The 20,538-nt window shown below is 53.7% G+C and carries 24 protein-coding genes; 18 read left to right on the top strand and 6 right to left on the bottom strand.

Annotated elements, in window-relative coordinates; translation table 11 throughout:
* The first annotated feature begins 303 nt into the window (after positions 1-303).
* A complete protein-coding gene (locus ACP5EL_RS02930; protein WP_428400948.1) occupies positions 304-1,110 on the top strand; it encodes a DUF63 family protein in 807 nt (268 codons plus the stop codon).
* Positions 1,111-1,149: 39 nt separating this feature from the next.
* On the opposite strand, the gene ACP5EL_RS02925 is transcribed toward ACP5EL_RS02930, so the two are convergent.
* Positions 1,150-2,961 carry a PINc/VapC family ATPase gene (locus ACP5EL_RS02925; protein ID WP_428400947.1) on the bottom strand — a complete coding sequence of 604 codons (1,812 nt, stop codon included), beginning with the start codon at positions 2,959-2,961 and terminating at the stop codon, positions 1,150-1,152.
* Positions 2,962-3,019: 58 nt separating this feature from the next.
* Positions 3,020-3,742, bottom strand: a complete 723-nt coding sequence (locus ACP5EL_RS02920) for a hypothetical protein (protein WP_428400946.1) — start codon at positions 3,740-3,742, stop codon at positions 3,020-3,022.
* Positions 3,743-3,863: 121 nt separating this feature from the next.
* Here ACP5EL_RS02920 and ACP5EL_RS02915 point away from each other — a divergent pair, with 121 nt between their 5' ends.
* The 6 genes from ACP5EL_RS02915 to fhcD are packed head-to-tail and all read left to right on the top strand — an operon-like array spanning position 3,864 to position 8,318.
* Positions 3,864-4,403: a pyruvate ferredoxin oxidoreductase subunit gamma gene (locus tag ACP5EL_RS02915; RefSeq protein ID WP_428400945.1), complete on the top strand. Its 540-nt coding sequence runs from the start codon at positions 3,864-3,866 to the stop codon at positions 4,401-4,403.
* Entirely contained in the window at positions 4,400-4,660 is a 261-nt protein-coding gene (locus tag ACP5EL_RS02910; protein WP_428400944.1) for a 4Fe-4S binding protein, read from the top strand. Before ACP5EL_RS02915 ends, ACP5EL_RS02910 begins: the two co-directional genes overlap by 4 nt.
* The gene (porA, locus tag ACP5EL_RS02905) at positions 4,661-5,839 is read left to right on the top strand and encodes a pyruvate synthase subunit PorA (protein WP_428400943.1); all 1,179 of its coding nucleotides are present in this window, start codon (positions 4,661-4,663) and stop codon (positions 5,837-5,839) included.
* Between the two features lie 10 nt (positions 5,840-5,849).
* Positions 5,850-6,731, top strand: coding sequence for a thiamine pyrophosphate-dependent enzyme (locus ACP5EL_RS02900; protein ID WP_428400942.1), 882 nt, complete (start codon positions 5,850-5,852; stop codon positions 6,729-6,731).
* A gap of 57 nt (positions 6,732-6,788) precedes the next feature.
* Positions 6,789-7,400 carry an IMP cyclohydrolase gene (locus ACP5EL_RS02895; RefSeq protein WP_428400941.1) on the top strand — a complete coding sequence of 204 codons (612 nt, stop codon included), beginning with the start codon at positions 6,789-6,791 and terminating at the stop codon, positions 7,398-7,400.
* A gap of 27 nt (positions 7,401-7,427) precedes the next feature.
* Positions 7,428-8,318: a formylmethanofuran--tetrahydromethanopterin N-formyltransferase gene (gene fhcD, locus ACP5EL_RS02890; protein WP_428400940.1), complete on the top strand. Its 891-nt coding sequence runs from the start codon at positions 7,428-7,430 to the stop codon at positions 8,316-8,318.
* Between the two features lie 33 nt (positions 8,319-8,351).
* On the opposite strand, the gene ACP5EL_RS02885 is transcribed toward fhcD, so the two are convergent.
* From ACP5EL_RS02885 to ACP5EL_RS02870, 4 genes are all read right to left on the bottom strand, one after another.
* Positions 8,352-8,591, bottom strand: a complete 240-nt coding sequence (locus ACP5EL_RS02885) for a type II toxin-antitoxin system HicA family toxin (protein ID WP_428400939.1) — start codon at positions 8,589-8,591, stop codon at positions 8,352-8,354.
* Positions 8,588-8,824 carry a type II toxin-antitoxin system HicB family antitoxin gene (locus tag ACP5EL_RS02880; protein ID WP_316968206.1) on the bottom strand — a complete coding sequence of 79 codons (237 nt, stop codon included), beginning with the start codon at positions 8,822-8,824 and terminating at the stop codon, positions 8,588-8,590. The genes ACP5EL_RS02885 and ACP5EL_RS02880 overlap by 4 nt, the downstream gene beginning before the upstream one ends.
* 95 nt (positions 8,825-8,919) lie before the next feature.
* On the bottom strand, positions 8,920-9,255 hold the full coding sequence (locus tag ACP5EL_RS02875; protein WP_428400938.1) for a nucleotidyltransferase family protein: 336 nt from the start codon (positions 9,253-9,255) through the stop codon (positions 8,920-8,922).
* A 58-nt stretch (positions 9,256-9,313) separates the two neighbouring features.
* Positions 9,314-9,571, bottom strand: coding sequence for a type II toxin-antitoxin system HicB family antitoxin (locus ACP5EL_RS02870; protein WP_428400936.1), 258 nt, complete (start codon positions 9,569-9,571; stop codon positions 9,314-9,316).
* A 197-nt stretch (positions 9,572-9,768) separates the two neighbouring features.
* Here ACP5EL_RS02870 and ACP5EL_RS02865 point away from each other — a divergent pair, with 197 nt between their 5' ends.
* From ACP5EL_RS02865 to ACP5EL_RS02815, 11 genes are all read left to right on the top strand, one after another.
* Positions 9,769-10,581 carry a hypothetical protein gene (locus tag ACP5EL_RS02865; protein WP_428400935.1) on the top strand — a complete coding sequence of 271 codons (813 nt, stop codon included), beginning with the start codon at positions 9,769-9,771 and terminating at the stop codon, positions 10,579-10,581.
* A gap of 200 nt (positions 10,582-10,781) precedes the next feature.
* Entirely contained in the window at positions 10,782-11,150 is a 369-nt protein-coding gene (locus ACP5EL_RS02860) for a hypothetical protein (protein WP_428400934.1), read from the top strand.
* A 513-nt stretch (positions 11,151-11,663) separates the two neighbouring features.
* A complete protein-coding gene (gene cas1 / locus ACP5EL_RS02855) occupies positions 11,664-12,725 on the top strand; it encodes a CRISPR-associated endonuclease Cas1 (RefSeq protein ID WP_428400933.1) in 1,062 nt (353 codons plus the stop codon).
* A gap of 44 nt (positions 12,726-12,769) precedes the next feature.
* On the top strand, positions 12,770-13,057 hold the full coding sequence (gene cas2, locus ACP5EL_RS02850) for a CRISPR-associated endonuclease Cas2 (RefSeq protein ID WP_428400955.1): 288 nt from the start codon (positions 12,770-12,772) through the stop codon (positions 13,055-13,057).
* Between the two features lie 7 nt (positions 13,058-13,064).
* Positions 13,065-13,703, top strand: a complete 639-nt coding sequence (gene cas4, locus ACP5EL_RS02845) for a CRISPR-associated protein Cas4 (protein WP_428400932.1) — start codon at positions 13,065-13,067, stop codon at positions 13,701-13,703.
* Between the two features lie 14 nt (positions 13,704-13,717).
* Complete coding sequence (locus tag ACP5EL_RS02840; protein WP_428400931.1) at positions 13,718-15,583, top strand: TIGR02556 family CRISPR-associated protein; 1,866 nt, start codon at positions 13,718-13,720, stop codon at positions 15,581-15,583.
* A 2-nt stretch (positions 15,584-15,585) separates the two neighbouring features.
* On the top strand, positions 15,586-16,503 hold the full coding sequence (gene cas7b / locus ACP5EL_RS02835) for a type I-B CRISPR-associated protein Cas7/Csh2 (protein WP_428400930.1): 918 nt from the start codon (positions 15,586-15,588) through the stop codon (positions 16,501-16,503).
* 8 nt (positions 16,504-16,511) lie between these two features.
* Entirely contained in the window at positions 16,512-17,225 is a 714-nt protein-coding gene (cas5b, locus tag ACP5EL_RS02830; RefSeq protein ID WP_428400929.1) for a type I-B CRISPR-associated protein Cas5b, read from the top strand.
* The gene (gene cas3 / locus ACP5EL_RS02825) at positions 17,191-19,647 is read left to right on the top strand and encodes a CRISPR-associated helicase Cas3' (RefSeq protein ID WP_428400928.1); all 2,457 of its coding nucleotides are present in this window, start codon (positions 17,191-17,193) and stop codon (positions 19,645-19,647) included. Before cas5b ends, cas3 begins: the two co-directional genes overlap by 35 nt.
* 14 nt (positions 19,648-19,661) lie before the next feature.
* On the top strand, positions 19,662-20,318 hold the full coding sequence (locus ACP5EL_RS02820; RefSeq protein ID WP_428400927.1) for a CRISPR-associated endonuclease Cas6: 657 nt from the start codon (positions 19,662-19,664) through the stop codon (positions 20,316-20,318).
* A gap of 36 nt (positions 20,319-20,354) precedes the next feature.
* Positions 20,355-20,538 (top strand): hypothetical protein (locus ACP5EL_RS02815; RefSeq protein ID WP_428400926.1); only part of this gene is annotated, 184 nt, incomplete at its 3' end.

The raw sequence follows: 20,538 nt of genomic DNA, 5'->3' as shown, positions 1-20,538 counted from the left end.
CTTTGAACACCTCGACCATCTAAATACCTCGAATTAAAATCAGAAAACGGACGAACTCCCTTCACCGCCATCACTATATAAATCTTCCGCGCCTTTGTGACCCCAGATAGGAAGAAGTGCTGGCAGCAGACGTGATCGTTCTACCTCTTTCATCCCATCCACCCCTTTCTATCCACCCCCCGTACTTCTCCCCCAAATTATTCTGGGACGATATCGAGGGCAGAGAATCCTTAAATATACATACCATGCGCCACCACCTTCAGCCAATCCGCCACCGAAGAAGGCCGAGAGGAGCTGGGCCCTTTGCACCCCTGGATATACGAATACTACATAGACCCCATCATCAGCGATTCGGGCTACAACCCGGTGAACACCGTCACCTGGGCCCTGATCCTGGGCGGTATGCTTCTGTTGATCATCGGGCTCTTTCGGAGGCTCGAGGTCAGGCTCGACGAGAGGCTCGTCTTCTGCACTGTGCCCTACATCCTGGCGGGGGCGAGCCTGCGGGTCGTGGAGGATGCAGATCTGGTGGCAGCTCCCGCAAAGTACCTGCTGATAACCCCTTTCATATACTTCCTGGTCGCCGCCGTGACCTTGGCCAGCCTGATACTCTGCCGAGGGGCTCTGAAGGAGAGGTACCTTTCGGGCTACGCCCTCGTCGGCCTCCTCTGGACAGGGGCCAACCTCCTCGTCCTCTCCACCCAGGGGACCGAGAGCCTCTCTGCTCCGGTGGCGATATTCTCCCTCGGATCGGCCGCGACTCTGGCGGCGGTGGCGGCCGCTTCCCGGCTGAAGCTCCGGTTCCTATCGGATCGGCTCAACCTTCTGATCCTCTACGCTCACCTGCTGGACGCCAGCTCCACCTTCGTGGGGGTGGACTGGTTCGGCTACACCGAGAAGCACGTCCTCCCCACCTTCCTGATCGAGCTCGCCGGGACGGCCCTGGTGATGTACCCCCTCAAGCTTCTGATCCTGGTCCCCATCCTGGCCCTGATCGACGACGCCCTCCGGGATGACCCCACCCTCAAGAACCTGACCAAGCTCGCCCTCCTCACCCTGGGCCTCGCCCCGGCGCTGAGAAATACCCTCAGGCTGACCCTGGGGATCTGAAGAAAAAAGTGATGAAAAAGGAAGAGTACGATGAGGCCTTCAGTCCCGGACCTTCCGGGCCTCCAGCTTCTCGCCGTGCTTCAGCCTAAGCATGATCTGTTTGGCAAGGTCTGAGGACTTCACCATCCTGATGTCGCCCCTCCGGCCTACGGTGGCGGTGAATATCGGCTCCTTTCCGACGAAGATCTCCACCCTCTCGCCGGGCTTTCCGCCGACCCAGATCGCCAGGTGGCGGCCGGTGTCCTCGATGTGGGGGCTGAGAGCCTCTTCCCGTTCGTCGAAGGTCTGGATGTCTATGTGGATGCCAAGAGCCTTCTCGATCTGCTCGATCCTCTTTCCCGACTTTCCTATGATCCTCGCCGCCTCGTTCTCCTGGACCTTCACCACCGCCGAGGAGTCGCTGATCATCTCCACCTCGAAGGGGCCCTTCAGATGGCTTGCCATCTCCTTTTCGACCTGGCGGGAGGCGAGATCCCAGGAGGCGGGCTTCTTTCCCTCCGGGGAGATGGGCATGATTACGATCTCCTCGCCGTAGGTGTAGAGCTCGTACTCGGCCTTTCCGGTCTCGAAGTCCTTGACGACGATGACGGGTCGGGACAGGTCTGCCTCGGTCATCCCCGACGGCACCTTGACCATGAACTCCACATCCATGACTTTTGAGACCTCTCCTTTCTCGATGAATACGATGGTGTCGATCACCTGGGGAATCATCCCCAGGTCCACCCTTCCGATCAGCCTCTGCAGGGCGTCGATGGGCTTATTGGCGTGGACCACCCCGATCATCCCGACCCCAGCCATCCTCAGGTCGGCGAAGACCTGGAAGTCGTTCGTCTTTCTGACCTCATCGTAGATGGTGTAGTCGGGCCTCACCAGAAGGAGTATGTCGGCCGAGGCCTCCATGCTCCCCTCCAGGGGGCCGTACTGGGTGATCTCCGGCGGGACCTGGAGGTCTCTTGGAGCCTCCAGGGTCTTGACGACGTAGTCGCAATTCTGCAGGTACTTTGCGATCCCTGCTGCGAAGGTGGACTTCCCCGATCCCGGAGGGCCTGCGATCATTATCCCCCGATGGGCCTCTTTCAGCCTCGCCTTCAGCTCGTCGCTGTGCCTATAGTCCTCGAGGTCGACTTTGGCGACGGGCCTGACCGCCGTGATCTCGAGGCCGTCGGAGAAGGGGGGCCGAGCGATGGCGATCCTCATGGGACCGAGCTGGACCACAGCCGCCCCGATCTTTTCCATCTCGATGTGGGCGTTCGGGTCGGACTTGACCCTCTCGAAGATCTCCCTCACCATCTCGCGGAGGTCCCTCTCGCTCAGGTTTCTGCTGCCGATCTTGGTCAGGCTGAACTCCCCGACCTTCCCCCTCTTGGCCATGGGAAGGGCGCTCTCCTTGAGGTGAACGGAGAGGGTGTCGGGGGTGAAGTACTTCTCCAGGCTGATCGGTTTGATCTGGTCTCTCTGGGGTCGGACGTACTCGACCTCAATGCCCATCGCCTCGGCCACTCTGGACTGTATCGAGTCGCTGGTGAGGAAGAAGGCCCCGATGTCCAGGGCCACGTCCCTGATCATGGCGTCGATCTCGCCGCCTCCCGCGAGCTTTATCTGGTCCAGATCTGGTCTCACACCCACGTATTCCAGCTCGATCTCGCCGGACTTTGCCAGTCCCGAGAGGCGTCTCAGCTCTTCAAGCCCTTTGATCCCCGTCTCGCGGCCGTGGTTGGCCTGGGCCTCCAGCTCCGCCACCACCGCTTCGGGAACTACAACTCGTTTGCCACGATACTCGCCGGAGGCGACCTTGGCTGAAACTCTGCCATCGATCACCACACTGGTATCGGGCACTATACAATCTACCATTGCAATAAACATCCTTCAATTCGTTATTTAGTACTTGTGATCGGAGCCAAAAGCGAGATCAGAGATAGACTATATCCATCTCTCTCTTCTCGGCTATGCCCTCGAGAACCTCGTCGATCCCCATCTGCCGCCTTATCTGGCGGGCGGCGATCACCACCATGACGGGTCGGCCGTACTTGTGCGCCGCCTTGATCTTGGCGGCGTCCTCGCCGAAGCCGGGGTCCAGCCTTCTCAATATGCAGATCTTGATCCCGCTCTCCACGAAGTCGCCGTCGTCATCATGGCCGAACTCTATGCAGGCCATGCTCCTCTCCGGGATTATCCTGTAGTCGATATCGTAGCTGGCGAAGGCGTTTCGATCGTAGAGCTTCTTGTCGGCGAGGGCCGGCCGGAGGTCCTCCACCACCAACGACTCCGCCAGCTCCAAAAGCCTCTTCTGGGCATCTTTCGAATGCTCCGGGCACTTGGCTATGGTGAAGAGGTTGAGGTGGTGGAGAGGCTGCTTTTTGGCGTGACAGTAGGCCCGCGGCTCTACGACGCCTAACTCGTCCTCCCCGGAGAAGAAGGAGGGAGCGTAGTTGTCGCAGCTGGAGCACTTAATCTGGATCAGGGTATCCTTCTTCAGGAAGGGTGCCATCCCCTCGATGAAGGCGAGGATCTCCCCCATCTGAGGGCTCACGCCCTCGGGGAGGCTCTGCTGGGCCGCCTTGACCGCGAAGATCAGCTCGCTCTGGCTATTGGCCTCTTCCCTGCCCTTATCCTCTTCAGCGTCGTCCTTCATGCGAAACTCTTTGCCTTAGGCGTGCGTCCGATATAAAAATGTGGTGATGCACCGCCGATGCCACCATCTCCGAAAAGGCTATATCCTGTAGGGGCCTCACGCCGATGAGGAGGTCAGCCGGTTGAAGGAGATTCGATTTCACGGCCGGGGTGGCCAGGGAGCTGTTACTGCTGCTGAGTTGATAGCTATTGCGGCTTTTGAAGATAAGAAGTACTCCCAGGCCTTCCCTGCCTTTGGTGTGGAGCGGAGAGGCGCTCCAGTCATGGCTTTTGCCCGGATTGCAGACCAGCCGATCCGGATCAGGAGCCAGATATACGAGCCAGATTACGTCATAGTTCAGGACGTCACCCTGCTCGACGTCGTCGACGTGGCGAGCGGCCTCAAGCCGGAGGGTAAGATAATAATCAATACCGATAGGGATGCCAAAGACCTGAAGCTGAAGACGAAGGCGGAGATCGTCACCATCGACGCCACCAAGATCGCCCTCGAGAAGCTGGGAAGGCCCATCGTCAACACCACCATGCTCGGCGCCTTCTGCGGTGCTACAGGAGAGGTGAGCCTGGAGAGCGTAAATGAGGCCATCTTGGGCAGGTTTTCCGGCGCCCTGGGAGAGAAGAACCTGAACGCCATAAAGACCGCTTACGAGGGGGTTAGCCGATGAGCAAATGCGAAGTAAAGATGGTGGTGGAGCCGGGCAGCACCGAGATCACCAAGACCGGTGCCTGGAGAACCTTCGTGCCCGTCTTCGATCACGACAAGTGCATCAAGTGCAGCCTCTGCGAGATCTACTGTCCCGAGAGCTGCATTCACCAGATCGAGGGGAACTTCGTCCCGGATCTGGACTATTGCAAGGGATGCAGCGTCTGCGCCCACGAGTGCCCGCGGGGAGCGATCACCATGGTCCTGGAGGAGAAGTAGATGAGGAAAGTGGTGGAAGGATCCTATGCCATAGCCGACGCCGTGCGGTGCTGCTCTCCCGACGTTGTATCGGTCTATCCGATCACGCCCCAGACCCACATAGTTGAGCACCTCTCAGAGTTCGTGGCCGACGGGAAGCTCGACTGCGAGTACATCAACGTCGACTCGGAGTTCTCATCCATCTCCTCCCTCGTCGGGGCGAGCGCTGTGGGGGCGAGGACCTATACCTCGACGACTTCCCAGGGCCTCGCCCTGATGTTCGAGGTTCTCTACAACGTATCGGGGATGAGGCTTCCCATCGTCATGACGACGGTGAACAGGTCCCTCAGCGCCCCCCTCAGCATCTGGAACGACCAGCAGGACTCCCTGGGCACCAGGGACGCCGGCTGGATTCAGATCTTCGCCGAGAACGTCCAGGAGGCGATCGACCTCACGCCCATGCTCTTCAAGATCTCGGAGGATCCCGAGATCCTCACCCCCTCCATGGCCTGCATGGACGGGTTCATCCTCACCCACGTCTACGAGCCGGTGGACTTTCTGGACGAGGAGATGGTCAGGGAGTTTCTGCCGCCCTTCGAGCCGGAGTACGTCCTGGACCCGGAGAACCCCAAGACCTTTGGGGCCTTCGCCGACCCCAGCTGGTTCACCGAGTTCAAGTATCTCCAGTATCAGGCGATGGAGAGGGCGAGAAAGAAGATCACCGAGGTCTCCCGGGAGTTTGAGGAGGTCTTCGGCCGGGGTTACGGCGGCCTCATAGACACCTACGCCATGGACGACGCTGAGATTGCCCTGGTCACCATGGGCTCGATCGTGGGGACGGTCAAGGAGGCGATCGACGAGCTGAGGAAGGAGGGCGTAAAGGTCGGCCTGGTCAAGATCAGAAGCTACCGGCCCTTCCCCGGCGAGGAACTGAAGAGGGCGCTGAAGGACGCAAACGTCATCGCATCAATCGAGAAGGACGTTTCCATGGGATACGAGAGCGCCCTCCTCACCGACCTGAAGGGGGCCTTCTACAACAGCTCCATCCGGACGCCGATCATCGGATTTGCGGTGGGCCTTGGCGGACGGGATATCGGGGTCAAGCAGATAAGAGCGATCGTCGAGCAGGCGTCGAGGGTGTCGGACGCCGGGATCGAGTCGGAGTTTGAGATCTTCGACGTCAAGCCAGAGTGTCTCTAGGAGGATTATCATGCAAGAGAGTTTGTTTGCACCCGGCCACAGGGCCTGCGCAGGATGTGGAATGCCCACGGCGATAAAGCTGATCCTGGACGCCGCGGGGCCCAACACCATAGTCGCCTCGCCCACGGGGTGTCTTGAGGTCACCTCGACCCCCTTCCCGGAGAGCTCCTGGAGGGTCCCCTGGATCCACTCCCTCTTCGAGAACGCCGCGGCCGTCGCCTCAGGGGTGGAGATCGCCCTCAAGAGGTTCGGAAAGACCGACATAAACGTCCTGGCCATCGGAGGGGACGGGGCCACCTTCGACATCGGGATGGGGGCCATCTCGGGGATGTTCGACCGGGGCCACCGGATCACCTACATCTGCTACGACAACGAGGCCTACATGAACACCGGGGTCCAGAGGAGCGGGTCGACCCCCTTCTGCGCCAAGACCACCACGACGCCGACGGGAAAGCTCAGCCTCGGAAACCCGCGGCCCAAAAAGGACATGCCCGCCATAGCCGTCGCCCACCGGGCCCCCTACGTGGCCACGGCATCGATCGCCTACCCTGCCGATCTTCGGCGGAAGGTGAAGAGATCGTTAGAGGCCGACGGGCCCGCCTACATCCAGATCAACGCACCCTGCATCACCGGCTGGAGCTTCGAGGCCGGGGACACCATCGAGCAGGCGAGGCTGGTCGTCGAGACGTGTCTGTTGCCTTTGATCGAGTACGTCGACGGCGTCCTGGTGGGGGTCAAGAAGGTCCGGAGAAAGAGGCCGGTCGAGGATTACCTCAAGACCCAGGGGAGGTACAAACACCTCTTCAAGGTTGAGGGCGGAGCCGAGGTGATAGCCCAGCTCCAGGCGATGGCCGACGCCAACGCCGAGAAGTTCGGACTTCTAGAAGACTGAAGGGGCGGAGGGGGCCTTCTGGCCCTCTCGCCTGGGACCTTTTTTGGAGAGAGAAGAATGTACGTTGGAAGGATTGTGATCATAGGCAGGACGAGGGGCCGCTCCTGGGTTGGGTACCGGGTCTCGTCCCGCTCCTTTCCCAACCGACGGGCTCAGGTGAGGGGCGACTCCGTACTGGTATCGCCCGTGGACCCGAAGGACCTGGAGAAGAACCCCTACATCGCCTACAACTGCATCCGTCTGGCCGGAGGGGGGGCGGTGGTCGCCAACGGGACCCAGACCGATATGATCGCAGAGAAGGTCGGGGACGGGACGAGGCCCCTGGAGGCCATCGCCCTCAGCCTCACCGCCTTTGGCTACGAGAGGGACGAGCTGGACACCCCCCGGATCGCCGGGGTGGTGGTGGGGGAGCGGGGGTGGCTGGGGATCGCAAAGAGAGGCGAGATCAGGACCAAGGAGTTCGACCTCTCCGAGGGAGGAGCTTTCCTGGTCGCCACCTACGAGAAGACGGAGTTTGAGGCCGCTGGAGTCGCGGGCGAGAGCTCCGGGGAGATCGCGAGGGCGGCCCATGGCCTGGTCTTCGAGCGGCCGGTCTGCTCGGCGGCGGCCTTCGAGACAGAGGGGGGCTTTGAGTTCGCGGTCCGCAATCCGGGGCCCAGTGAACTATAAAATTGCTGATTTTGAGGAGTGGAAGGGATGGAGATAAACGGCGTAGAGATTGAGGAGACCTTTGCAGAGGGCTTTCCGATAAAGGTGGCGCGGGTTCTGATTACGGCGATCACCGAGCGGTGGGCCCTGGTGGCGGCGCGGGAGGCGACCGGCTTTGGGACCTCTGTGATCATGTGCCCGGCAGAGGCCGGGATCGAGCGGATGGCAAGAAGAGACGAGACCCCGGACGGCAGGCCCGGCGTCTACATCCAGATCTGCAACATGAGCTTCAAGAACCTGGAAAACTCGCTCCTCTCGAGGATCGGGCAGTGCGTCCTCACCGCTCCCACCACAGCGGTCTTCAACGGCCTTCCCCAGGCGGAGAAGCAGTTTGATACGGGGGCGAAGCTGAAGTTCTTCGGAGACGGCTTTCAGAAGGATATGGCCTACTGCGAGCGGGGGGTCTGCAGCATCCCGGTGATGTCCGGCGACTTCATCGTCGAAGAAAAAATAGGAGCCGCCGACGGGATCGCCGGAGGAAACTTCTTCATCATGGCCCAAAACCAGGCCAGCGCCCTGATGGCCGCGGAGGCGGCCGTCGACGCCATCCGCGAGCAGGAGGGGACGATCACCCCCTTCCCCGGAGGGGTCGTCGCCAGCGGCTCCAAGGTGGGAAGCCGCTACAAGTTCCTGAAGGCCTCGACGAACGAGAGGTTCTGCCCCACCCTCAAAGACGAGGGGGTATGCATCCTCCCACCCGAGATCCGGGCCTCCTACGAGGTGGTGATCAACGGGGTCGATCGGGAGGCGATCGAGAGGTCGATGCGGGCCGGGATCAACGCCGCCTGCAAGGTCCCCGGGGTGGTCAAGATCTCGGCCGGGAACTTCGAGGGGAAGCTCGGGCCGCATCTCTTCAAGCTGCATGAGATCCTGGGGTGAGGGGAGCTCCGGGACTTCGGTTTCATCCTATTTTTATTTTAAAAGTTCGATGAAGCGCTCTTTGGATAAGTCGGCCTGTTTTAGGATGGCCATCAGCGTACCTCTTGGCAGCCTTTTGCTCTTAGGCACGATGACCAGAAGTTTATGGCCAGTCTCATCTATCTTGTAAAATGCAGTGTGGCTGCCCTTGCCGCGCTTCGGAGCGTCTTCGAAACCCTCTTTTTTGAGGACTTTTACCACGTCGTCTGAGGAGACCAAGGGCAGCTTTCTCATGTGGTTACCTCGATCATCGAGGTAAATTTGTGAGGGGAGGAAATGGCCGCCTCAACATCTTCCATGAGGCCCAGCTCCTCAGCATTCTCCAGGTATAGCTCTACAGCTTCTTTCAGGTTTTGAAGCGCCTCTTCTGGTGTACTTCCAAAACTTGCGACCTCCAGCTCGGGACATTTTGAGACGTAGGCACCTTCCTCTTCCCATATCGTGGCGGTCAGACTTACCTTCTTCATTTCTCGATCTCCATGTTCTGGCAGACTATCGCTTATATGTACTTATATACCGATTGATCGACCCGGTCAAGTTAAAGGTGGCTATGAACCCGCCCTCAAACGGCGACCACTTCCTTCAGGATAGCCTCTCCGATTCCGGGTTTTAGGCTCTTTTTCATCACCAGATCCACCTTGACTCCCAGCTTATCTCCAAGCTCTCTTTCGAGGGCGATGAGCTCCCAGTGGGTAGGGGGTACACGTTCAAACTCTACGAGGATATCAAGGTCGCTTCTATCGTCCGCCTCGCCCCTGGCATAAGAGCCGAAGACGCCCAAATGCTTCACGCCGTAGCGCCCAGCGAGATATGGCACCATCTCCCTCAGAGCCCTGACGATATCGTCGAGGGAGGGGCGATCTGGATGCATCTTTGGGGTGTCATCGGTCAATGGCATCACCTGCTGGCCGTTCGTGACTTAAACGAGCCCAGGGGATATATCTCTTTTGAAAAGGTCAAGATCGGCCGAAGGTCGCGGACCGATTGAGAAGTCGATGGGCTCCGGGGTCGATGATGCCCAGATCCTCAGCATTCTCCAGGTACAGATCCACCGCCTTTTTCAGGTTTTGAAGCGCCTCCGCGGGCGTCCCGCCCCAGCTTGCTACCCCCAGCTCGGGAGATCGCGAGACGTAGGCGCCATCCTCTTCCCAGATCGTGGCGGTCAGGTTCAGGGAGGCGGCCAGGTTCAGGCCGGTCATCTTGCGATCCATCATATCACCTTTTGCGATGGATTATCATGGCTTTATATTCGACGCCGTATCCTCCCGGTGATCCGGGGCGAAATACCATTAAATAATATGAATAGTAATAGACCGACTAGAAGACTGACTAGATCGGCTCAAGAGAGTATCTCAAAAGGCACCCAAAAAATTTCGGGGCGGTATGATATATGATGATCCATAAATCCCTCGTGCAGATCTTTCTCTTCCTCTCCATCCTCGCCATATCCCTCCAGCCTTCCAGCTCCCAGGGCGAGATGGCAGATGAAGACGTGGCGATCGCGGAGCCGTCGTGGCTTCTGGTGACGACGATCCCTCCATCTTACTCTAAAGAGGTCGTAGCAGATTTCGAGGCGCTCCAGGAGCCCCTGGGCTTCCCCGACCATCTGGCAGAAGAAGACGCCGAAAAGGCCGAAGGCGACTTCGACGCAAACCTCTACTTCGACGTCCTCGACCGGATCTCCCCGCAGCGCGGATACGTCCTCGACTACGTCTACCATTACGCTGGGATAGGAGGCGCTCCGGTCCTCTATGCGAGGAAGAATGTAGCGCCCCCCTACAGGAACTACTCGGAGTACCTCGCCGCCGGGGCCTCCGCCGAGGAGGCGGATAGGGAGGACTACTACCTCAGGTTCGTCGAGACGGACGGGACGCCGGAGGGGTTCTTCCAGCTCGCCCTCCTCCGCATCCAGGGGGAGCAGTTCTATCAGTTCTGGCATGCGGCCTACAACGACGATCGGATCGTCTCGGACCGCGAGGAGGCCCGGGCGAGGCTCGGCGCGGACGACGCCACCGTCGAACCCCTTCTGGCGGACTTGGAGGAGTTCGACCTCGCTCCAGTCGTCTCCATGAGCAGGGATCTGGTGAAGGTCGAGGCGGTCGTCTTCACCGATTGGGGCGGCTTTCTCAAGAGGTCCATGGTCGTGGAGAGGGAGTATCCCCACCTCATAGTCGAGGAGGGGTCGGAGGTGCTGGTGCCCTACAACTGCGGGATCCTGTTCTGAGGGGAGGGGGGAAGAGGGAGGAGGGACGGGGGAAAGAGGGGAAAGGAGGACGACGATCCTCGACCACAAAAAACTTAGCAGATCGTGACCCTGTTCACTTGCAAGGGGGGAGATGACGAAGATTCGAGTCGTCGGCTCTCAACGGGAAGGACTCCCGGCAAGGCCAGGGGAAGAATCGAACCTATAAGCGAGGTGATAAGATGAAGAGTTGGATTGCGCGGATTGCGGCGGTAAGCATGCTTCTTGCTGCGTTCGGCATGACGTCTGGAGCAGAGGAGGATATAACCGCTCCTCCTGTCGAGGTGAACAACGTATCCGAGGTGAACAGAACCGAGAACTTGGCCATTGAGATCGTGCCCCTCACCAACACCAGGCAGGTTCTCGCCCTCTCCGGAACAGATTCGAGCATCTTCGAGGGGGGCCTCTTCACCAAGAGTGCGGCGGGCTATGCCACAAACCCTGCCTATACGATAAGCATGAACGCGTTCCTCTCCGGCAATGAGACCGCCACCTACCCCACAGGAAAGGTGGCCACCATCGGCCTCGTGCACATGGCGGCCAACAGATAGGGGGCTGGCGATGGCCTCTCCGAGATGGAGGTGACGGCCCTATAAAAGGGAACCAGATGCTCTCGGGCCGCCTCATCGCTGGGGAGTGAGGAGGGGGCGGCGATCGGCCCCTCTGGCGAGAGGCCGCCCGGAGTATTCGAGACGAATCCAGGCACCAGCGAGAGCCCCTATCTCCCCGACCCGGGGGCGGAGCCTGGGGCCGCCTTCGTCGAGATCCCGGCGGGAGGGAAGAAGGGCCTCTCCATCAGGGATCTTGCAAGATCTGGAGAGGAGGGGCCGGGATGAGGTGGTGGGGGCCTTCTGCACGTCGCTGGAACCCTTCCGAAACTCCAGGGTTATGGGAGGCTTTGCCTCTGGGAGATACTTCTGCTACAATGTGGCGAACCGATCGAGGAGTACGATTTCCATAGATGCTCAAATATCTTTTAGATATAATTAGTTTATCATTCATCTTAAATTGGATTTTAAGATGAGAATATTTTGTGGTGCCCAGACCAAAACGCTTAAATTTTAATGTATTACTTGGATATTGCGGTTGTGATAAATAAAATGCAGCTTGTAATCAATACATATGGCTCGTATTTAAGAAAAAGAGGAAACTGTTTTTTAGTAAAGAAGGACGATAAGAGCTTTGAGGTGGCTACAAATAAAATAAATAGCGTCTTGATCACTACAGCTGCATATATCACCACAGACGCCATCAAGATGGCAGTAGATAACAACATTGACATCGTTTTTCTCGACGCCCACGGGGACCCTTACGGAAGGGTCTGGCATCCTAAGCTTGGTAGCACAACCCTGATCCGAAGGAGGCAGCTGGAGATATATGACGCCGCCGATGGACTGAACCTGGCCAAAGAGTGGGGCTTAAAGAAGTTTGATAATCAGATAGCTCTGCTGACCCGATTGAAGAAGCCGAGACCTGAAAAGAGCGACGATCTGGACGGCTACATCCAGGAGATCGAGCGCTCCCGAGAGCAGATGAAGCGGCTGCGGGGCACAGTAGAAGGAAGGCGTCAGGAGATGCTCGGGTTGGAGGGGATGGCCTCCAGGGCCTACTTCGGCGCCATCTCATCGATAATGCCCGAACGTTATCGCTTTCCTGGAAGGAGCAGAAATCCCGCCAGAGACGAGTTCAACGCCATGCTCAACTACGGGTACGGAGTCCTCTACTCGCTGGTGGAGAAGGGCTGCATAATAGCGGGGCTGGACCCCTATGTGGGATTTCTGCATACCGACTCTTACAACAAGAAGTCCCTGGTCTTCGACATCATAGAGATCTTCCGGACCTACATAGATGAGGCCGTCGTCCACCTCTTCACCCGGAGGATGATAAAAGACGAGTTCTTCGAGCCGCTGGAGCAGGGGGTCGGCCTCTCCAAGGACGGGAAGGCGGCCCTGATCGGGGGGGTGAACGGAGCCCTGGAGGAGCCTATCCTCTACCGGGGGCGGAACGTGAAGAGGAGGAACACCATTCAGATGGAGTGCCACAGGATCGCCAACTCCCTCATCCGTCCCGGGACCGAGCTGCCGGAGGACTTCGATCGAGACGCTCTGGAAGCTGAAGACGAATGAGAAGACATCGAGTAAATCAGTAAATCAGTAAATCGGGGTTTATGATGCTGGTATGGACTATCTACGATATAACCGATGATCGAATTCGCAGCCGGGTGGCGAAGATCTGCAAGAACTACGGCCTCTTCCGGGTACAGAAGAGCGCATTTCTGGGGGATCTCAACCGTAACGAGGCCGACTCCCTGGCCCTGGAGTGCGAGGCGATCATCGAGGAGTCGGACTCGGTCTACGTCTTTCCCATGTGCGAGGGCTGCTTCGAGAAGATCAAGCTGATAGGAGAGGGCTTCGACCAGGAGCTTGTGAGCGGGATGACCATCACCAAGATATTCTGAGGAGAGGATGAAGACAGAGTCAGAGGCCGAGATTTCGCCAGTCGAGGAAGAGATGGAGGAAGGGGAGGAGGTTTTCATCACCGTCTCCGATGCCCTGGAGTACCTCTTCTGCCCTCGGTTCATATTCTTCATGCACTGCCTGGGCATCGCCCAAAGAGAAGAGCGACGCTACAAGGTTCTAAAGGGCAGAGAGCTGCACGAGAGCCGCGAGAAGGTCAACCGGGATTACGTGAGGAAGAGGCTCAACTGCACGAGAAAGGAGATCTCGGTCTATCTCACCTCGCGAAAGTACCACTTCAAGGGAGAGGTAGACGAGGTCCTCTTCCTGGAGGATGAGACTGCCGCACCGATGGATTACAAGTTCGCGGAGTGGAAGAATACGGTTTACAGGACGCATAAGTATCAGGCGGCCCTTTACGGCCTCCTCATCATGGAGCATTACGGCGTCGATGTCAATAGGGGCTTTGTATGCTACACCAGGAGCAATCATCATGTGGAGGAGATAAAAATCAGGGATAAAGATTATATGAAAGCGCGCCAGATGGTGCGCGAGATACTTATGATAATTCAGAGGGGATATTACCCCGAGGGAACGAAGCAGAAGGCCAGGTGTGTGGACTGCACGTATAGGAATATATGTGTTTGAAGATGGTGATTTGAGTGATTGAGGCTGTAAGCAAGATTGGGGAATATGTCCAACAAGTCAATGGTGGCGAAGACCTTCTCGACACATTTATAGAAAATCCAAATAGCAACAATAAATATAACTTTGTATTAATTGTAGTATTGAATGATCAGAATGGGGATTACTCATTCAGCCATGTGGAACACCAAGAATTCAAGGATTTTGAAAACTACCTCTACAAGAGGGGATACTCTGCGGCAACAGATGCGACGCCTACAAGCAGAATAACAGAAATAGATAGAACATTCAAAAATAAGTTTCTTAGGTGGTTCGATAAATGTGATGATTATGAATTATCTGAAAAGGACACAGAAGAACTTAAAAGAATGAGTATGGCCATAAGCGACAAATCTGAAACGATATTGGCGGAACTCAAAGATAAATTATCTCTTAAGAAAGCAGATGAATATGCCATTATAACATTGGGCATTAAGAATAATGGTGAGATTAAATATCTAAGAGATATCCCAGTCTTTAGGAACATCTTGTTGCTTAAGGGCAAAGACAGGTATATAACTAAAAAATCGCAGGGGACTTCATTGGGAAAGGACGCTTTATGTTCCGTCTGCAAAGAGAGAAAAAAAGAGGTCTACGGATTTGCAATTCCTTGGGCGTTCCACACCTTCGACAAACCTGGCTTCATCGCCGGAGGTTTTGAGGTCTCCGAGTCCTGGAAGGATACGCCCGTCTGCTTTGACTGTGCCATCCGCCTAGAGCTGGGCAAGAAGTACATTGAGGAGAGACTAAACTTCAGCTTTTGTGGCTTTAGATACTTGCTTGTGCCGAAGCTGGCCTTAGGCGGCGATTTTCAGGACATTTTACGCATTTTAGGCGGAAAGGATCAAAAAAGAAAGCAGAACTTATCAGGCGAAGTGAGAAAGAACATAATAGCAGACGAAGGCGAGATTTTTGATTTAGTCCAGGAAATGAAGGATTTCATCAGCAACAGCCTCATATTTTATAAGAAAGATCAGGCATCCTACAGGATTCTCCTCCTCATCGAGGGGGTTCTGCCATCTCGTTTGAGGATTCTTTTCAAAGCAAAAGAGAACATAGACAATAGATTCAAGGTCTACAATGATCTTCTTTTAAGCGAAGCTCAGCGCGAAAAAATTCATCTCGAATTCAATTTCGGGGTCGTGAGGAGATTTTTCCCGCAAGAGTCAACGAACAGGACCTTCGACAAGATCTTTCTTGAGATCGTGAACAAGACCTTTGTGGGAGATCCAATTAATTACTATCTAGTAATAAATTTCATAATGAGGCGTATAAGAGAAGAGTTCTTCAAAGGCCATCAAACTAAAATTGTTACACTGAACGGCTTCCTGCTGTTGCACTATCTAGAGGAGCTTAATATTTTTAGAAATTATAAGGAGGATATTAACGAAATGGATGAAAAGGGTGGACTGAAATCGTTCGAGAATCTCGAAGGTCTTCCAATGGGACAGAAGGTCGAGAAATTCTTCGAGGCTAATAAACCGTTCTTTACAAGCGATGCCAAGAAAGCGACATTCTTGGAAGGATTGCTCGCCCAAAAGCTTCTCAATATCCAGTGGAGGGATAAAAACGCCACGCCATTCCGCACCAAGCTGCATGGCTTGAAAATGAACGAAGCACTTGTCAAAAAGCTTCTTCCTGAAATCCAAAATAAGCTGGAAGAATACGGAAAGAATTACTACCGAGACCTGGAATCAATTATTGCCCAACATTTCATTTTAGCTGGAGTCAACTGGAAAGAGACGGATGATGAGCTGAGTTTTTACTTTGTTCTGGGAATGGACATGCAGAAGTTATTCAAGAACGAGAAAGAAGATGAACAACAGATAGGTGAGGAGACGTAAAGATGAGCGAGGAAGTAAAGGACAGATCCGAGATTCTCTTTATCTACGATATCAGAGACGGAAATCCGAACGGAGATCCTCTGGATGAGAATAAGCCCAGGATTGATGAAGAGACGGGAGTGAATATTGTAACCGATGTGAGGCTGAAGCGAACAATCAGAGATTATCTTCACAACTTCAAGGGCAAGGAAATCTTCGTGAAAGAAGTCGTTTATGACGAAGCGGGACATGTTCAGGATGGAAAGATGAGAGCAGCCAATTTTGGCAACGATGACCAGAGAATTCTCAGCGAATGCATCGATATCCGCCTCTTCGGAGGAGTGATTCCCCTCAAAAAGGATTCTATAACCTTCACCGGACCAGTTCAGTTCAAGATGGGCAGATCGCTTCACCGCGTTGCCATGAAGCATATCAGAGGAACGGGAGCCTTCGCTTCGAAAGAGGGTTCAAAGAAAGAGACTTTCCGCGAAGAGGACATATTGCCGTATTCGCTTATTCTCTTTTACGGAATCATAAATGAGAACGCTGCCAAGCATACTCACCTCACCGAAGACGATCTCAAGCTCTTGCTGGAAGGAACCTGGAACGGAACCAAGAGCCTGATATCCAGGACCAAGGCGGGACAGGTTCCGAGAATGCTGCTCAAAGTTAATTACAGCAAAGAAAACTATCATATCGGCGATCTGGATAAGATGCTCAAGCTGACCACAGAGATACCACACGAAAACATTCGAGGGACAGAGGATTTTAAAATTGACATATCTGGTCTGATCAAGAAATTAGCCGCGGAAATGGGTTCCATCAAGGACATCGAAATTTGCACAGATGAAAGGTTGATTTTCTGCAAAGACGGCGCAGATTTTTCGATTGATGGACTGACAGCGGCTACAGGCATTGCTGTGAAGTCGATCACGTTCTGAGGCCCGGTATGCCGGAGAGAGTAATAGTATTCGATGTGTGGGGAGACTATGCCCACTTCAGGAAGAACTACTCTACTAGCTCGCCCCTCACCTACTCATTTCCGCCCCGCACCGCACTCTCAGGACTGATTGGAGCGATTGCTGGACTTGATAAGTCGGATTATTTTAGCTGGTTCTTTAGAGATACTGCAATGATAGGCTGCAGGATTATGGATCCCGTAAAAAAGGTGAGGATAGGCGAAAACCTGATCGATACCAAGACCGCCTTAAAGATGCACTTGATCAAGAATCGGACGCAGATCAGGTTTGAGTTTGTGAAAGATCCGAAGTACAGGATTTATTTCTCGCATTCGGATAATGAATTTTATGAAAAAGTCAAAGAGATGCTTTCGAGTCACCAATCGATTTATACGCCTTGTCTTGGGCTGAGCGAGCTAATCTGTAATTTTGAGTACTTAGGTGAATATGAGCGAACGGCTGCCGGTGAAGAGATTCAGGAAATCGACAGCGTTGTACCTGGGAGGTACATCCGGGAGACGGAATTCGAGGAGGGCAAAGAGTACTTCTCTGAAATAATGCCCTGCGAGATGGGTGAAGCAAGAGAGGTAACTGATTATCGAGAGATTCTTTTTGAGCGCAACGGAGAGAGCATTCGAGCAAAGGCTAGCGAGTTATGGGAGCTGGAGAATGGCGGAAGTAGTGAGCGAATCTTATTCCTTTAAGCTGAAATCCCATCCGGATAAACGCCTGGTGGATCATCTACAGCGTGTGGGAGAGTTGAGCAGGAAAACCATTGCAGATAGATCCTTGAACATAGATGATGCCGACCTCTTGGAAGATGCAGCATACCTAATTGGAATCACACACGATTTGGGGAAGGCAACTGGATTTTTCCAGAAATACATCGATGAAAAGGATGAGGCGAAGAAAAAATCCCTCAAGTCAAGGGATACCACTCATCATGGTCTGCTTTCTGCATTTTTTACTTATGCAGTAATCAAGGAGTATTTGAGGAATGCAAGGCGTAATGGTGGATTAGTCGATTATCTGCCCATTTTATCTTTCCTGGCCGTGAAAAGGCATCATGGAAATCTTCTAAACGCCATGGATGAGATAAAGGATTTCGATGCTGATAAAGAAAAAATATTGAAGGTAGCAGAAGAACAAATAAATTCCATAGATTCCATTGGCAGGGCAGAAATCGGCGAGATTTTGGCATTGCTTCTACACAAGGGGAATATCAATTTAGAATTCGATTTAAGTAATATTATTAATTATATTTTAAAAGAATCTCCAAAAGAAATTGGCAGAAAAGAGAAGCGCTTTGTTAGACGCTTAAGTGAAAAAAGTAACATTTATCCATATTTTATCTCTCAGTTTCTTTATTCCGCCCTCTTAGATGCTGACAAGACCAACGCAGGGCTAGATGGCATCCATCTGGAACGCCTGGACCTTTCATCAAAGCTGGTGGACGAATATCGAGATGCCAAAGGGTTTTCGTCCAATAAAAGCAACATCAATGATCTTCGGAATCAGATTTATGAAGATGCCATCGAGAGTATCAAAGCTTGGAACCTCGACGAGCGAATCCTATCCCTGAATGTCCCCACAGGCACTGGCAAGACGCTGGCTGCACTCTCCTTATCCTTGAAGCTAAGAGAGCGATTGGAAAATGAGCGAGAAATCAAGCCCAGAATAATCTATTCGCTGCCATTTCTAAGCATTATCGATCAAAATTACAAAGTCTTTGAGGAAGTCCTGGCCAATGAAGGGAAGCTCAAAGATTCGAGGCTTCTTCTAAAGCATCACCACCTGGCAGATGTAGAATACAAGACCGCCGAGAACGAATATGATGTCGATAAAAGCCTGCTGCTCCTTGAGGGCTGGAACTCGGAGATAATCGTAACCACCTTCTGGCAGCTATTTAACACTCTTTTTTCCAACAGGAATAAGCAGCTTCGCAAGTTCAACAAGCTGGTCAATTCAATAATAATTCTGGATGAAGTGCAAGCTGTACCTCACCAGTACTGGCAGCTGATACATGATTCACTGAATCTGCTGTGCGAGAAGTTCAATAGCTATGTGGTTTTCATCACTGCGACCCAACCGCTTATTTTTGATGAGGCGGAAGGAGAGATCAAAGAGCTAGCGCAAAGAAAAGAGGAATACTTCCGGGGCTTGGATAGAATTCAGCTATTTCCAAGAATTGATAAAACGCTCAACATCGATGAATTCAAGGCTTTGCTGGAAAACAATCTAAGAGAAAATCTGAGAAAGGATTGTTTGATCGTTCTAAATACCATTGGCTCAGCCCAAGATGTTTACAGGTTCGTCCAAAAGCTGGAGCTTGAGAACACTGATAAATTCTTCCTTTCTACGAATGTGATTCCCAAGATGAGGCTTGAGCGAATCGATAAGATCAGAGAAAAGAGTGCTCAGAGAATTAGAAAGGTCATTGTCAGCACGCAGCTCATCGAAGCTGGCGTGGACATAGATGCCGATATTGTTTACAGAGATTTCGCGCCCCTGGATTCGATAAATCAGGTGGCGGGAAGATGCAACAGAAACTCCGCCAAAGACGAAAAGGGCACAGTATTGATTTTCATTTTGAAAGATGATAGAAAAGAATTTTATAAATATATCTATGATCCTTTCTTGATCAGCAAGACTCTGGATATTTTTAAGCCCACTAAAGAGCCGATCAAAGAATCAGAATTCCTAGACCTAAATAACCAATATTTTAAATCTGTTAAACGAGGGATGGGAGATAAGGATTCAAAGGATAACCTTGGCTATATTGCCGGATTAGCATTTAAGGATCTAAGCCAGAACTTTAAGCTCATAGAGGAAGACTACCCCAAGGTGGATGTCTTTATAGAGCTTGACGACGAAGCTGCCAAAATCTGGAAACAATACCAGGATCTGCAATCCGAGAAAAACCATTTAGAACGGACGAAAAAATATCTGAAGATCAAGAAGAAATTCAGCGAGTATCTTATTTCCGTTCCGGAGAACTTTGGGCATTCATTAATCGTTGATGGTTCCAATATCGGATACGTTTCATTTAATGAATTGCCTAACTATTATGACATGGAGACGGGCTTCAAGCGCGAAAAAGCCGGCGAAGGCTCGCTTATATTCTGAAAAGGGTGAATTCCATGATCTTCAAAATCCTCCGCCTGACCCTCCACTCGGACGCCCCTATGCGCGGCGACGGGGCGAAGCTCCGCGGCTTCTTCGCCACCAGCTTCAACGAATACGCCCTCCTCCACCAGCACGTAACGGACAAGCTGATCTATCGATACCCCCTCATCCAGTACAAGATGCTGGAGGAAGGCCCCCTCATCCTGGGGATCAACGAGGGGGCGGAGGTCCTGAAGGAGGTATACGACAAGTTCGACGAGATAAAGCTGGGGGAGTCCACCTACTCCATCATGGAGCGGGGCGTGATCCTCAGAAGCGAGGAGTTCGGCTGCTCTCAAAAGATCCAGAGCTATCGGTTTGCGACCCCCTGGCTCGCCCTCAACCAGAAGAACTACGATAAATATCGAAGGGCTTCTCGGGAGGAGAGGCGAGACCTCCTCCGGAGTATCCTGGTGGGTAACATCCTCTCCGCTTCCAAGGGTCTCGGCTACGTCGCCAAAGAGCATATACGGCTGGAGTTCGGAGAGATTACGGAGGAGGTCTGCCAGCTGAAAGACAAGAAGGTGACGGGGATCTGGGGCGAGTTCACCACCAACTTCGAGATCCCGGAGCTTTTGGGTCTGGGAAAGTCTGTCTCCAGAGGGTTTGGTACGGTGGCGAGGTTGAGGTAGAAACGGCTCATCTGTTATTTAGCGGCGGATCGAAGCATGGGCCTTAAGACCCCTGGCAGGAATGAATTTATAAGGGATCCAATAAATTCCTCTCATGCCAGAGGGTGGGTGAGAAAAGGCCGGTTTGACACCCAGAAACAGGGAAAAGGACGAAAATCGGCCGCTGTTCGAGCGCCAGTTCCAAGAAAACAAGGATTGAAACATTATTACTACCTTGACA

Origin of the sequence: Methanocrinis sp. (assembly GCF_049974945.1) — an archaeon.
Lineage (GTDB): Archaea > Halobacteriota > Methanosarcinia > Methanotrichales > Methanotrichaceae > Methanocrinis.
This window is presented reverse-complemented; position numbering and strand designations above follow the sequence as displayed.